We start from the raw sequence: 16,055 nt of genomic DNA on the forward strand, positions 1-16,055 counted from the left end.
CTTCCGTTTTATCAGTGTAATTTCTCAATTCTTATTCTTAAATTATGTTAATTAACTAATCCGCTTTTCAGGTATTCAGAGTAAAAAAAGTATGGAAGATAAGCGGATAAGAAGAAGTCAATGTGAAACTTTAGCGTAAAATACTATAATCCCATAACAGCCTGTACGGTCATATCTGTCTTCCCTGAAGAATCAACTGAGAACAGCAAATGTATAAGTGTTTTTCTATAATAAAGCTCGAATCCTATGACATTGCGGAAACCGCTTCCGGAGAGATGTTTCCAGGCAAAACTCCCCCTTACGGAAGGCTGATAGTAATAATATGAAGGGTTTCCCTCAAGAGCCCTGTACGCAGCGAATGAATAATTTCCTTTGATAAGCCCGTCCATGAAAGTAAACTCCACCGAAGGGGCAATCAGGTAGCCGTATGAATCTTCTTCCCATGGGATTTTCATTGAATTGCGGATCTTAACATGCTCACCGGCTTTACAGTTAAATAATAATTTAAGGGTGTTAGAAGCTGAGAAAGGTTCAATTTCCCGGAGCATAGCCCCTTTCTTTTCTTTTTCACTGTGCTTCCATGCCAGACGGATCTTCTTATTACTCATTTTCCTGATAAGCTGAAACCTCAGGGATAATTTATTTTCCAGTAAATAGGATCGTCTGTTCATCCAACGCTCGATCGAACAGCGAAGAGATAAATCTTTTAGAAATTCTCTTTCGACCACAACAGAGATCCCGCGCTGCATCCCGTTTAATTTCCTTCCGTCCGCTGGAATCCTCCCCAGAGAATTACCAAAATATCTGTTCACATTATAAAGGAGAATCCCCGCTTTTGTTTTCCTTTTCTTAATGCTTCCGGCACAGGAAAGGGCTTTTCCTCCTTCCGCAGATAATGCCAGCTCTAAACCAAGGTCCAGACTTCCCCTTTTGATCCTTGCATCTATTCCGGCATAATTTCCAGATGATGTTCCATCTCTTATAATGGAAGCGCCAACCTTTGATTCGCCGATTTTTGTCTCTAATCTCCCTCCCCGGTAAAGATTATCACTAAAAATAAACTTTCCGTCCTTATATTTTCGCATCAACCCGTTAAAAATAAATATCCGGAATAAACCTCTTTTGTAACAAGTAGCCATTCCCCTGATAACTTTTCCGTAAAAGTAAGTTCCTTTACTTATAAACCTGTAGTTGTTCAGCGGGTAACTGTATGAAAAAGGGTAATAGAACGTCTGCCCTTCTGCTACAAGTCCCATAGCGAAATCAGGAAGGAAATCCCCGACGTAAAAGCTTAAATGCCTTTCTATAAGATCAAACAACACGTATGCGGTCATCTCGGGCGCGCCCCCCCTTCTTCTGATCCTCCCCGAAAAATCCGCCCATTCGTTCTCAAGATGAATATATCCATCATCGGTATATCCGTCTGAATCTAATAAGTGTCTGGATGTGTATCGTAACTCAAAATTGTAGCCCTTCACCGATGGGATAATTATGAACCTTTTGTATTTTACTATCTCCTTCCTGTCTCGAGGAGATAATAATAACATCCAATCACTATCGTCTTCAGATTGATTGACAGCTTTTATAACCCTGCGCGCGAGAGGTATCGTAAATCCCGGGATTTCCATAAGGTCCCCGACACTCGCTTTATAAAGATCAACAGGATTATCCTGAAGAAACTTAATAACCCTGTACTCTTCTTCGGAAAAACCCTCTATTGATCCTGCCGCGGAGTCATCATAGATTTCAGCGGACAGATTTACGTTTGTAAGAATCAGGGATATATTTATAAATATACAAGCCCTGATAAACAAAGTCATCCCGCCCATAACACACCAACTCCGGCCGAAATCGTGCTTCCGAGCACTGGATGATTGTTCCAAGTTACACCGAAATACCAATAATTTCTTCGATAAACCAAGCCCGTTGAAATTTCATTTGTGTTTTCGTCGTACCCGGACAAAATACAAAAGTTACAGCTCAAATTAACTTCCAACCCGATAAGGAAGTTATCGTCATTCCTCCTCAGAACAACATAATTAAAAAGAAGAGATATGGGGGGATCACTTATTGAAACCATGAATTTTACTTTTTCGTTATCATAACAATCAAAGTTATGTAAATTCCCCTTAACTCCCAATCCGAGAAGATTTCTCCAGTTGTAACTTGCTGATACTCCTATCGTTTTCTCTGTTTCATAGTTAAACCCGGCAACCCTCTTGCCTCTAAAACCAGGAGCTAACCCCAATTTAATACCACATCGCGCTATTCTTCTTATCCATCTTATTCTAACGCGGTCTTCTCTGTATAAATCATGATTAAGAAGAGACCAAGAGATCCATAGATCATTACTGCCGTTATGGATTCCCGTTAAAAGAAAGGAATCAGTGAGTCCTTTTATTGAATATGGGTTGGAAACAGAGGAAATCAGCCCGATATGATTACAGTCAGTTCTTAGACAATTCAAATTAGGGACGATACCGGGATGGACCGCTCCACTTCTCGCCTTAGTCCAAACCGCCGCGCCAGCGGAAACCGGCACAGGAATATTAATAATATAATACAGAATGATTATTAATATTATCTGTCGTTCTTTACCGCCACACACTTTTTCTCTATTCTGCATACACTACCACCCAACCCGAAATACTCCACAACACAGATATAAAGACCCGTCACTACAGCCCTGCCTTCGGAATCGAGACCATCCCACAGGAGAGAAAAATAGTCGGCCCCGTTTTTCTCTCCGGCCAGCCGGATAACTTCCATCCCCTCCATATTGAATATTCTCACTAGAAAACCGCTGTCGCGGCTTCGAGCCTTACCGGAGATAACAAGCTCGCCGTCTCTGGAAAGAGAAAAAGGGTTCGGCGATATTCTAAGTTTTTCGGTTATCGCGGAAAGCCCATTGAAAGATGAATTTTCTTTCCCCGGGGTTGAACCGCAGGGCGCGGCAGATCTATGCCATAATCCCCCCTTGACCAAGCTGCATACAAATGGAGAAAACCTCTCGATCGACCTTCCTCTCTCTTCCTCGGTGATATTATGATATTCGATCTTTTCTTCTATTCTATCCCGTCTGTTTTTCATAATAATAACTTCAGGTGAAGAAGGTGTACTGTAATCGTTAAGCACCGGCCATCCGCCTTCAACGTCATGGATCGCGATATTTCCGTCAGAAAGAGTTTCTTTCAGACCTTCCGGGAATTGAGCAAGAAGTAAATATCGCCCGGGAGCTATTAAAAGTTCACTGCTGGAAATCAGTTTCCCGGCCCGATTCGCGTCGCTTAAGAACCAGCCCCGCAGATTAACGCAGTTATCGCCGGTATTATATAATTCAATCCATTCAGATGAACCGTCATCAGGTCTGTACATAATTTCGTTTATTACAAGGTCTCGGGGAGATATATAGAAGGATACACAAGCTGAGTCATTCCCTGTATTCTGGTCTTCATCCTCTTCGATAAATGCTAAGACCGAAACGCTGTCACTAAATCCTGAAACTGAAAAATCATGTTTATAGCCAAAAACCTCTTCCGATTTTAGCGCTTCTTTATTAGATATGACCGCGATCTTTTCCCTTATATCTTTTGAAACTGCAGCTACACAAATGTGAACGGGACAGGAGAAATTCTCTAAACCGCAATTCTTAAGTTCGATATCCAAACTGACCGGGGCATTGGCGCATGGGAAAAGTTCATCATTTTTTATTGACAACTCCAGATCTGTTCTAAAGAAATTCTTTTCTCCCGGCGTAGGAGAAGAAGGAACAAAATCGGCATTGTTGTTTTCACTGTCTCTTCCATCCGGTTTCCTGGAGAGACTAAACCCCGCATCCACATCTACAGCGGGTTTCGATTCATAGAGAGCGCTTAAACTCAATTCTCCATACCCCGCCAGATCAACGATAGACCCGTTATATATCAGCCTTACCGCGTCAGGTCCGTTTTGCAGTCCGCACATTGCCGTAAACTCGGGAGTGGGAACACAATATTGTCCTCCAGCAAAAATTAATTCTTGAGAGGCAAGATAAATATTATCGATAAAACTGAAATATGTTTCCGAACCTCCGGTCCTGCCATCCAAAAATTCAATCCTGAATCCATTAAGATTAACAGCTTCCTCACCTGTATTATACAACTCAACAAATTCATGCCCGGTATCACTGCCTGGATGATCATAATATATTTCATTGATTACTATCCCTTCGGCACATATAGACGGGGCCGGAAATACTCCCGGCGCAAAGAGACCGAACAGCAGGAACATTCCGCAGGAAATATTAAGGTTTAGGTTATTATAGCTGGGAAAGATCTTCTTTCTGGTATGACCCTTCAACTTCATCATCACAACCTCCTCACAGGATCGATATATTCATATTAAATTAAATCAGAAAGTTATTTCAAGAACTTTTTAATAATATCTTAAAAATAATATCAGATGGTCAGCTATACCATATTCCATAACTTCCTCAAAATCCACTCGGCTGTTAGCATACTGATAATTACAACAAGGAATATGACATTAGTTCGGAATGAGCTTTTTCGAGTTATCTCGATCTTATCGGTATGAGGAGTCATACTCGAAAAAATTTCGTCAACTTTTTCCGGGAGATAAAACCTGCCTCCAGACTTCTCAGACAAACGCTTGAGAAATTCGCCATCCATGGATCTTTGGATATACTCAACTGAGAGCGAATCAACACTGAATTCCGTTTCTCCTTCAAAACCTCTGCCTGAATCCAGAATTTCCCTCGCCGCAACCCTGTAACGACCCGGATTAAGCAGGGATAGTTTAGACCTGTAAATTCCTCTTTTCGTAATTTCAGGATCGAAAATGAAAGTCCGCAGAAGATTTTCTTCATTTTTCTCAATTTTATAGAGTTTCCCCTTAATAGCTCGAGGCTTTCTCTCCGCACTTAAATATACGGATATATCGGGCTTTTCTCCGGCAGTATACCTGTTTCTAGATGGAACAACATCCAGCATATGACTCTGAGCTCCGGAAGCAACATATTGAATCAACGCGGAGAAGATCACATTGTAGATATTCTCTCTGTCCGAACCGGACAACTTCCACTTCCAGAGTGACATCCCAAATAATAGACCTGAAACACCACTTTCAATTCTTTCAACAGCTATAAGGGGTTTTAAGTCGTCCTTATTCTTATCAGTTAAATAAAGAGGAATCTCCGTCCCCATAGAAGGACTGAATCCATAAAGGTAAGCGGTCAATGGAGGAAGATTATAAATATCTCCACTCTCGGCAACCCTGATTGTAATGGGATTATTTCTATCCTGAGGGAGCTTCAAATAGTATTCACCCCCTGATATCTTTGATACCGACACCTTTTCGGCAGGAACAACACTTTCTATAAGTTTATATGAAACCTCAGCATTTAAAGGACTTTTTCCATCGGCAAGGAACAGAACACCTCCGCCATCGCGGGTATATTCAATCAAATTATCGGCATTCTCACGTATTGAAAAAATCTTTTCAGCATCGGAAATAATCACGAGGTCATACCGCTTTAACCCCGGACTGCCGGTTGGAAACTGCCATTTGAGGTATTCCGGCAACTTGATAAAGCCGTGTTCGCGGTTCCAGGTAACGAAATCAAATTCGTACCTTTTCATTTCATCCGCGAGATTACGGAGAAAAGTCATATTCCAATCGGCATGCTCATCAATGTAGAGAATTTTCTGCGTTTCCTTGAGTATATTGATATTGAATTCCTCAATTCTTCTGCCGGATAATCTTTCCTCTTCATATTCCATCTCAATCTTCATTCTGTGGCGCGCGGCCTTCCCCGCTGTATAATCAAAGTCAGCCCGGTATTCACCAATATCTTTCCCGGTAGAAATCAATAAACTGTCTATTAATTTGCCGTCTTCGAACAATCTGGCCTTTATTTGACCATCTCCGTTTAGTCCTCCCGCGGCGGATACTACTTCTATACTCGTTTTCATTCCGGCATAAACTCTGTTTTCATATATAACATCTTCTATAGATAAATATCCTCCGCCCGAAGAATCTCCAAATCCTACTGAATACACCGGTAATTCAAATCCTTCAGTCAACCTATCCTGATCTGTCTGAACACCGTCTGAAAGAAGTATTATCCCGGGAGTATTAGAATACCTGTACCGATTTGCGACTGTCTTTAACGCGGCTGTAATCATAGTTCCTTCTCCATTAGCTTCCGGAAGGCTATCCTCAGGTATTGAATTTTCATTCACACTGCTTGAAAAAGGTATGATTTCCATATCAGCTGAATATTCATCCCCCATGTTAACCAGCCTGCTCAGAACAGATATTGATGACTCAAACCGGCTTCCGCCTGAACAATCCTCTATATTCATACTTTTTGAAACATCTACAAGTACAGGAATTAACGGCTTTCTTTCTTCACTATTCTGATATGTGATAATGGGATTTACGATAAGGATAATAAGGAAAAGGAAAGTCATGGCCCTGAGACCGGATAAAATCCCCCTCTTTAATCGTGAAATGGGAGGAAAAGATCTCCTGTAGATAAAAAAAGAAAAAATAATAAATACCGCGCAGGCTATCCAACCCGATAAGCCTAATCCTGTCATCATACTTACAACAACTTCAAACACGGTTTTCCCTTCATCTTCAGGCAATGGGCAAGTGTAATAGAAAAAGAAATATCAATCAAGGAGTCATAATTTGAAGTTTTCCCAATTTTTATAACCTATAAGGTAGTCGATGATTTGTATTCTGTGCGGCTGATTGATATTTTCAAAATCGTGGTCGATTTCCCCGGCGAGTAAATCGCCACTCCCGCCTCGGGCTCGCTCTTTCTGCCCCTTCGGGCCAGAAATCCTTGCCCGCTCGCCCTCCGGAGGGTTTTGAAAATATCAATCAGCCACCATCTCTAAAAAATCAATGAAAACCGATTTGTTAAAAATTGGGAAAGATCCGAAGTATAACTCTAATATGCAGGAAAGCGCTGCGGGATATAAACAGATAGGCCAAGAGTGAATAAAAAACACTGAATGGCCCAAAATTTCTAATTTGTATTGTAATGAGCAGTCAGATCAAACTTGTTTACTGCCAGTTTTTTCCCAGTTATTCTCCTTAAATCCGCCGAAGCTGCGGACTGCTTCATCTACACTGTCATAACTTTCCAGTATTGTTTGAAACTCCAGAAGTTCGAATACTTCATAAACATCGCCCACCATGGAGGCAAGTTTAAGATCTCCGCCGTTCTGCCGTATCTTCTTAATTTCACTTATGAAAATCCCCCAGCCGGCTGAGCTAATATAATCCACATCGCCCAAATTGATAACAATATCAAATCTCCGTTCATCAAGAAGTTTTTTAATGGCTTCCTCCAACTCGCTGGATGTAGTTGTGTCTATAAATCCTTTTACAGTTACAATAGAAACATTCTGATTTTCTTCTGGTTTGGAAAAAGAAACACTGATATCGTTCATGTCATTTCCACTCCTTTTGGATTTGCATATTAATTCGTTTTATTGCTCTTTCGCGAATCGAATGCCATCAAAGCATCCGTAGCGGACTCGTATGGAGTCAATAATGTGTCAAATTCTAAGAGTTCAAAAACATCACGGACTTCAGGGGTCATCCCGGCTAGCTTGATATCTCCCCCTTTTTCACGTAACCCTTTAATTTCGGAAACAAAGATACCCCAACCAGCTGAGCTGATATAATCCACTTCAGTCAGATCAATTACTAATCTTACCCTCTCGGCGATTATTAACTCATCGAGCTTTGACTCAAGATAAAAGGAAGTCGCGGAGTCAATTAACCCAAAAAGCTTTAAAATTGTTATATCTTCAATAAATTCTTCTTCAATACGCAACTTATTCATATCTAAGATTCCCCTTTTCTATCAATAGTTATTTATAAGCAAGGTTCAGTCCAATAAGGCCCTTAATAATATAAAAATCCCCTGCCTTTCATTCTCTGTCAGCCTGATATTCTTTTTGGCCTTCTCATAATCTTTATTGATCTTAACAGCCATCTTGAAAGCCTTCCCGGCTCTGTCCATAAACATCTTGCTCTTGGCGGCGTATAGTATTCCAAGAGAATTATGCGCGTCGGCGAAATTAGGATTCTGATCTACTATTTTCTCCATACTCTCGAGATATTTATCAATCTCTATTTCTTCAAGATCATCTCCACTCTGCAATATCATTAAATAAAGTTCGCTTATAATCTTATCCACATTGATTCTATCTGAAACTTCTTCAACACGGTCAAGAACATTCAAAACATCTTCATACTTTTCTTCACTGAAAAGCTTCTTTACCTCTTCTATTTTATCCCTGTTCAAAGAAGGATTCAGCGTTGAGACTTTATCGAGATATTCGTCAAAATCACCCTTAAGTTCACGCGATAACTCATAATCCTGTTTTATTATTGAATTCAACATTAAAGTTTTTATTATATTCAAATAAGCTTCACCATAATAGTAATTCTGCTCAATCGCCCGATTAAAACTGTCCACAGCGAGTCTGCAGTTATTTCGCATATAGTATATCTTCCCGGCAAGATTGTGTAGATCAGGGTAATCCGCTCTTATCTTCAATCCCTTAATCACAGCGTGAAAAGCTTTCGTATATTCACCCATTTCATACCAGGATCCGCTGATTATTTTGTAAGGCTCTGCTCCCTTCTCACCCTTCTTTACGGCAGTTTCCGCTTCTTCGATAGCTTCATTATAGAGATTCCGGAGAAACAGAGCTTTCGCCAATTTGAGATGAGCCCAGGCTTTATCAGAGGATCTTATTTTTTCTCTTACATCAAGAAGCAGAAGAAACTTAGCCTTGTTCCTATTATGAATAATCTTTGCCGTCTCAACAGACTCGTCCGGCGTTTTTCCTTCCTTCAGGGGATAAGTAACTGAATCAAAACAACCCCCCTTTTTGAAAAACGCCGCCACAATAGAATTATCCCGAGGCAGAAAAGTAGTCTGGAGAAAATACTTTTCTCCATCCCTGCTTATTTCCTCTCTTAATTCAAAATTATCAGCCAATTTTTCTCCTTCAAATTCAAATTCTCTTGAATAGCATACATATTCAGGATACTCCAATATACAGCAGTGTCAAACCCTCATTCAACCCTGTCAAATATTCAGTATCTCCTCGGTTAGACGGTAGTAATCAAAAGCGCCTCTTGAGAGGGGGGCATGTTCATATATGGTTTTGTTAAAGCCCGGAGCTTCTCTCAGAGCGGTGTTAACTCTAATCACAGTTTTGAATATATTTTCAGAATATTTTGATCTGATCTCTTCAAGAACGATCTTTGAAATATTTGTACGTGAGTCGAAGAAAGTGGGAAGAACAATAAAGTTAATTGTCCTCTTTGGAGCATGCCATTTAACTTCATCTATCATTTCAATCGTTTGAGTTAATCCAACTTTAGAAAGATGATCAAGAGAAACGGGAACTATGACTTCATTGGAAAAGGCCAGAACATTTATGTTTATCAAGTTCAATGAAGGGGGACAATCACATATAACAAAATCAGGTCCCTTGAGATTAGAAAGGGCCTTCGACATTCTCCTTTCGCGATTCTGCTGACTTCCAAGAAGAAGTTCAACCTCCATAAGATCCTTCCCCCCTGAATCAATAAGAAAGAGATTGTCCCTCACCAGCATAATATCTACATCTCCGGTTCGCAAAAGACTTGAAAGTCCTCTTTTTCCCTGATTACCAAAAGTGATTGAAGTGTTCCGCTGCGGGTCACAATCTATAAGCAGCACCTTTTTTCCGCTCAACGCTAGTCCATGAGCAAGGTTGACACCTGTGGTCGTCTTGCCCGTTCCACCCTTCATCGTCATTATAGCGTATTTTTTCATTTATCGGTTCCTTTATCTCCCTTTTTATTCTTCTTTGAAAGCTTTTTGCCATAAGCGTCCCATCCGATATTTCTAATTTTGCTGTCTTTATCCTCCAGCCTGTCTATCTTTTCCTTTTCAACGTCAATATCTGAGCCGGAAGTAGTTTCCTCTTTTTCTGACAAATCTTTTAAATAGGAATTCTCATCCTCCTGTTTAGCTGTGTCTGACTCAATATAACCGTCTTTTTGAATATTGGATGAGTAGATAATTTCTTTTTCCCGCTTTTCTTTCTCTTCCTCTCTGCTGCTCTCTATACCGTCGGTATGATCAACTTTATTCTGTGTTATTTCTTCTGATATCTCTTCCTCATCTGCTCCTTTATTTCTATTATTTGAGGAAGCGCCCACACCTTCTGTAACTCTAAGCTCTTCAACAGCCCTTTCCGTGTTTGTAAAATGAGGAATAAGGTCTTCAAACCCGAGGTCTGTGAAAATATTGAATATTGCAGAATTCATTCCTGAAAGAGCTAATTTCATTCCGTCTGATTTCATTCGTTGTTGTGCGTATCTGGCAATATTTCCCCATCCGCTGCTGTTTATATATACCGCATTTGATAAATCAACAATCAGAAAGTCGGGATCACCGGCGAGTGATTCTTCGAGACTTCTATTGAATTCGTCATTACTTGAAGCATCTATCGCGCCTTCTACTTCAAGTATTACACCTTCACTCCCAGAATCTTTGACTCTCTCGAGATTGACTCCAAATGAGTACCCTTCTGCACCGGTGTTACTATGGTCGGCAGCCACAACAGCAGGTTCCGATTCAAGATCGTTTTCATCGTACCCGGCTGCCGCAATTTCAACATCGAAATCCTCTACCGCTTCAGCCATCACATTAAAGGAACGCATAAGATCATCAAATCCGAGCATTGTGAATACCCTGTTTAATTCTGAATCCATCCCGAATATCTTAAGGTCACCGCCCTTTCTTCTCAATCCTTCAACCCTTGAAGCGAAGACACCCCAGCCGGCGCTGCTTATATATTCCACGCCGGACATATCAGCCACAATCTTTATAGACCCCGTTTGTAATACTCGTTCAAATATATCACTTAATTTAACGGAACTCACTGTGTCAATTATACCGTTTAGTTCCAGGACGGTAATCTCCCCGCTCTCTCCAACCGATCCCGCTTTTATACTTAATGGAATCATATCAGCATGTTCAATATCCAGCCCTTCTGAAATAGGTGTCTTTTCAGGATTCTTCTTCCTGTATTTCTTCTGCTTAACTTTTAAGTGTTTCTGCCTTTCCTTGAATGGAAGTGACAGATAATCCAAGGCATCTTCTTTCAACCGGAACTGCATAATGATATCCATAAAGCCCAGCAATTCAAATATGTCATATACTTCCCGGGACATCCCGACTAATACAACATCACCTTTTTTCTCCCTTAAATTTTTCACCCGGCCCACGAATACACCCCATCCACCGCTGCTTATATAAGTAACGTCCTTCAAATCAACAATTATATTAGTTGCTCCCTCTTCAAAGAGGTTTTCCATAATATTTTCTAATTCACCTGTAGAGGAAGAATCGAGGTGGCCGGATACTTTTAGAATGGTTATATCCTCATTGTATTTTTCATCTTCAATATTTACAACCGAATCTGTCCCATATTCCATTTCCTCAATGTTTTCTTGATATTCAATTTCTCTACTTGTTTTACCCTCAACAGTTTCAGTCACGCCGGGTTTAAAAGCTTCTCCCGAATCAGTTTTCGAAGCAACAGGCAGCTTGTCAGCAGTTTCTTTCTGATCGGGTGAAACGTAACTCTCACTCTTTTCTTCTTCTATGCCGGCAGTCTCTCTTTTTGCTTTATCAATATCTTTAGATTCAACTTCTCGCTCACCTTCGAATATTATCCCGCTTCTCTTTAAATATTCCGCTCTCTTCTCGTATGTGTTCAGCCTCATTCTCTTCAGTTCTTCATATACCAATGAGGAAGTAATCTTGTTCTCCTCGGCTTTTCCCTCATTAAATCTGTCCGCAATCCTTTTAGGGCCAAACTTGGGATCCTGTTTTACTATTTCCATCAATTTTGCTCTTTGTTCGTTACTGAAACGCCTTAGATCCTGATCCTCTCTTAGATTTTTATTCTTCAGTCCGCGTTCACCCAGCAACTCAAGACGTTTCTTATATCTGTAATATGTCGAAGGAGAGACTTTCATCTTTCTGCAGGCCTCTGCAACAGATATTCCTTCAACGCTTACCAGATCCAAGAGTTTTTTCCTAATACCGGACAACACTTCATCGGCCACATATTTTTCTTTGAAGGCAACAACTGTAATATCGTCATTCTGCGGATATTCTCCCGTAAACCTATCAATATCCTCACTTAAACTGTCTAGAAACTCCTGAGGTGATTTTCCGCCGCTTTCTTTCATGAGTTTGAGAAGCCTTTTCTCGCCGTACTGCTCTCTATTTACATTCATTGCCTCGGTAACACCGTCTGTGTATATAAGAAGCATATCGTCTTTCTTCAGCTTGATCTTCTCAACATCTATCGATTTTCGAAAAAGCTTGTCATCCGGGAGATTTATTCCTACCGGAAATCCCCTTGGATTCAGATAGAAGGTTTCATTCGTACTGGCTCTGTAAAGAATCATCGGATTATGCCCCGCACTTGCATAACTGATAACCCTGTTTCTTGAATCAAGAATTACGTAAAATATCGTTACAAACATTCCTTTCTTCATGTCATCCGTGACAAACTCATTCATTTTAGCCATAACATCGGCAGCTAAACGATTCCCTCTTGCCTCCATTCTCAACGCGGTCCTAATCATAGTCATCACAAGGGAACCCGGCACTCCTTTACCTGAGACATCCGCCACAACAACTCCAACGGTATCCTCATCAACATTTACAAAATCATAATAGTCGCCGCCAACCTCCTTTGCGGCTTTATAGTAACTTGCGATATCATATCCGCCTATTTCAGGCACTTTCCGGGGAAGAAGAGAATGCTGTATCTCCTGAGCAACCTGCATCTCTTTCTGCATTCTTTCCTTTTCTACCACACTTTCCTGGGCCACGCGGAATTTTGCCGTGATATCATTAAAGGCCTTCGCTATGGCTCCTATTTCTTTCGGACCTTTTATGTCAAGTTCATCTTCGAGAGACCCTTCGCCAATTGCTAAAACTCCATCAGTAAGAGTTTGTATAGGTTTGATAAATATCGATACAAGAAGGTAAATAAGGCCTATTCCGGCTACAAATATTCCTAAAAGAATAACAATCAGCTTATACCTTTGATCCTGGATGCCTCTTTCGATCTTCCGGGCTGATACTTCCATAACGAGATATCCCAAATTAATTCTTTTATCGTCATTCTTTTCTGAAAGTATAACGGGCAAATGATATGCCTTGATATTCTCTTCATTCTTTTTCATGGAAACCCATTTCCCATATGAAGAAAAATCTCCGGCACCGGGGAGATTTTCAATAGGTTGTCCAAATTCATCAGCTACGCTCGAAGAGACTATAACACCCTCTTTGTTTACGACCCTCATAGCCTCGATTTCGGGGTGAGATTTCATTCCATCGTGAATAAACTCATTTAGCTTTCTGTATTCAGGGTGATATAAGTCATCAAGCACAAGAGCGTTTTCACTTCTTAACTCAAGCGTGCGCGCGAAATTTCTTATCTGCATCCAGGCTTTCTGTCTGTTGTTCTCAAGTTCACGTGTCTGGCTTATGAATTGTAAAATACCGATAACGGCAATAAGCACGGAAAAACCAGCTGAAGCCCTTAATAGAAATTTAAATCTAAGTGTCTGAGTCCATCTTGGTTTAAGCGAGACAAGTCGGGATCTCTTATCCTGCTGGAATGCTTCTGAACTCTTACTCATTATCAGATGGTTGCCGCCGCTGGAAGATTCATACCTAATGTGATCCATGAGACGGTTCATCAGATATATTCCAAGCCCGCCCCGTTTACCCATTTCAACGTATTCTTCAAGGTCCGGATCTTCAACACCCGACCAGTTGAAAGGTTTTCCCCTGTCACGGAGATGAATTTCAACATTTCCCGGCCAAGCTCTAATATCAACAATTATCTTACCTGATTTACCAACGTAGGCATGCTTAATGATATTTGTGCAGGCTTCATCTACGGCTAGTTTGGTATTATTTATCTCCCGCTTGCTAAATCCCGCCTGCAGACAAATATTCGAGATATAATCCCTTATGTCACCAAGATTGTTTTCGTCAGCGTGAAACTCGAGATGAAAATTTTTCTCTTTTTTCAGGTTCTTTTTCTTCAATTAATCATTCTTCCCCGAATTAATCATTTCTAACCTGTCTTCAGCTTCTTTAATATTCTTTTTTATACTTTCATTTTCCGGATCGATCTTCAGAATTTTATTCCAAACTTCTATTGCCGATCCGTATTCCCTCTGAGCAAAGTATTCCATACCTCTGATATACAATTTCCGTATTTGATCTTTTTCTTTATCGTCTAATGGAACCAGTCGGCGGCGGGTTCTATCAAGAAGCTTTCCCGCTTCCCGGTGATCAGGGTTAATCTCCAATACCCGCTTGAGCTTTTCAGCTGCTTCGCGATAGTTTCCAATACTGAAATCGTTCAATGCCTTTTCGAAGATATCAATTGCTTTTAACTTCATCCTGGTTGAATCCAAATTAACACTCAGTGTTTCCAATTTCCTCTTCAGCCTCTGAGATCCTTTCTCGGCTTCTTTATTTTCCGGATCGAGTGTTTTTATAATATTCCATTCATCCATTGCTTCGGCATATTTATCACTATTCTCATACTCGATAGCTCTTTCCCTGTGCTCCGCTATCTGCTTGGAAAGCTTTTCATCTATTCTGGCTATATATTCCAGCGCTTTCTTATTATCAGGATCAATTTCAAGCAGAGAATTCCATTCTTCTTTCGAAAGAAGATATTCGTTGTTTCTGTAGTATCTCAATCCCAGTTTAAAATGACGCTCTATAAGAACCTGTTTCTCAGCGGATTCTATTTCCTCCTGCTGCTGTTTGACTAGCTCATCTTCCAACTCAGCAATCATTCTGGAAGCTTCGTCGTTTGACGGATCATATTCGAGCACAATTTTAAACTCGTCATAAGCTTTTGCTAATTCACCCTTCTCTCTGAGCGATTTTGCTTTTTCCAAATGGTTTTTGAATCTTCGATCAATAACCTTCTTAAGATACCTTCGTTCCTCCGCTCTTCTGCGCTCTTCGGCCTTTTCCCTCTTTTCGTCAACTGATTCACCAATATTGACCGATATCGAAACCGGATGTGAAGATCCGGCTTCCTCACGGCTGAAATACCCGTAATCGGCAGTGTACCCCTGCCACGAGAATCCTATCCCGGCTGTTATTTGTTCAGAATCAAAACCAACCCTGAAACTTGCTATATCTTTTAAATTATATTCAAGACCGAACCTTATATCCTTATCGGCCCTTTCCGGTATATCCATTTGAGCTGTTGCCATAAGGGACGACCCGTTTTTAAATTCGTAAGTGTAGCCCGCTCCGAACATCATCGTTCTGTCGACCTTTTCGCTGATAGAGACAAGTTTGGTTTCAGCTCCCATGATATCCTGAATATTGCAGCCAATAACAAAACCTCTCATATATGAGACCCTGTATAAAAGGCCGGCATCCATCCCCGCCCCCGTATCTGAATAATCACCCATACTCTGATTTAACACCTTCAGTGAAGTTCCGAATGTAAATCGCCCGAACAGCTCATAGGGCAAATCAAAGGCGTAAGCCAATATCCCTTGGCTCTCGCGATAAGAGATTTCTCCAAGTTCCCTGCTGAATCTGTCAAATTCTCGTATTCCGTCAGTCCCTGTTGTCATTATCCCGATCCCAAAGGCGCCCGCTGAAAGAGTGGGATATACTGCTCCGACAAAATCATAAGTGGAGCCGCTGAAATCGGAGAAAAGCTGGATATGATTCGCCATTATTCCCGTATATTTGTTCAACTTCAGCCCGGCCGGGTTGTAATAAATAACGGAAGGATCATCGCCGACAGCGGTAAATGCACCGCCGAGAGAAATTGCCCGTGAACCCGCTCCAAGTGTAAAAACAGACCTTGTTCCTCCCGTACCCACTTCAGCGGACATACTTTTGCCCCCGGCAAGCAGTACTATCAGTATCAGAATTATTGATCTTTTCATGT

10 protein-coding genes are annotated in these 16,055 nt (G+C 40.9%); all 10 read right to left on the reverse strand.

The window, feature by feature from the left end; genetic code table 11:
- Positions 1-143 precede the first annotated feature (143 nt).
- Positions 144-1,829: a hypothetical protein gene (locus U5O15_05985; protein MDZ7860201.1), complete on the reverse strand. Its 1,686-nt coding sequence runs from the start codon at positions 1,827-1,829 to the stop codon at positions 144-146.
- Complete coding sequence (locus U5O15_05990; protein ID MDZ7860202.1) at positions 1,817-2,626, reverse strand: hypothetical protein; 810 nt, start codon at positions 2,624-2,626, stop codon at positions 1,817-1,819. Before U5O15_05990 ends, U5O15_05985 begins: the two co-directional genes overlap by 13 nt.
- Complete coding sequence (locus tag U5O15_05995; GenBank protein MDZ7860203.1) at positions 2,581-4,347, reverse strand: lamin tail domain-containing protein; 1,767 nt, start codon at positions 4,345-4,347, stop codon at positions 2,581-2,583. The genes U5O15_05990 and U5O15_05995 overlap by 46 nt, the downstream gene beginning before the upstream one ends.
- 101 nt (positions 4,348-4,448) lie before the next feature.
- A complete protein-coding gene (locus U5O15_06000; GenBank protein MDZ7860204.1) occupies positions 4,449-6,647 on the reverse strand; it encodes a hypothetical protein in 2,199 nt (732 codons plus the stop codon).
- 417 nt (positions 6,648-7,064) lie between these two features.
- Positions 7,065-7,463, reverse strand: coding sequence for an STAS domain-containing protein (locus tag U5O15_06005; protein ID MDZ7860205.1), 399 nt, complete (start codon positions 7,461-7,463; stop codon positions 7,065-7,067).
- A gap of 29 nt (positions 7,464-7,492) precedes the next feature.
- The gene (locus tag U5O15_06010; GenBank protein MDZ7860206.1) at positions 7,493-7,861 is read right to left on the reverse strand and encodes an STAS domain-containing protein; all 369 of its coding nucleotides are present in this window, start codon (positions 7,859-7,861) and stop codon (positions 7,493-7,495) included.
- A gap of 45 nt (positions 7,862-7,906) precedes the next feature.
- Entirely contained in the window at positions 7,907-9,028 is a 1,122-nt protein-coding gene (locus U5O15_06015; GenBank protein ID MDZ7860207.1) for a hypothetical protein, read from the reverse strand.
- 90 nt (positions 9,029-9,118) lie between these two features.
- Positions 9,119-9,853 (reverse strand): ParA family protein, encoded by a 735-nt coding sequence (locus U5O15_06020; GenBank protein MDZ7860208.1) that lies wholly within the window; start codon positions 9,851-9,853, stop codon positions 9,119-9,121.
- On the reverse strand, positions 9,850-14,166 hold the full coding sequence (locus tag U5O15_06025; protein ID MDZ7860209.1) for an anti-sigma factor antagonist: 4,317 nt from the start codon (positions 14,164-14,166) through the stop codon (positions 9,850-9,852). Before U5O15_06025 ends, U5O15_06020 begins: the two co-directional genes overlap by 4 nt.
- On the reverse strand, positions 14,167-16,053 hold the full coding sequence (locus U5O15_06030; GenBank protein MDZ7860210.1) for a PorV/PorQ family protein: 1,887 nt from the start codon (positions 16,051-16,053) through the stop codon (positions 14,167-14,169). It lies immediately after the preceding gene.
- Positions 16,054-16,055 lie beyond the last annotated feature (2 nt).

It is taken from the genome of Candidatus Krumholzibacteriota bacterium (assembly GCA_034520215.1).
Lineage (GTDB): Bacteria > Krumholzibacteriota > Krumholzibacteriia > Krumholzibacteriales > WJIX01 > JAGHBT01.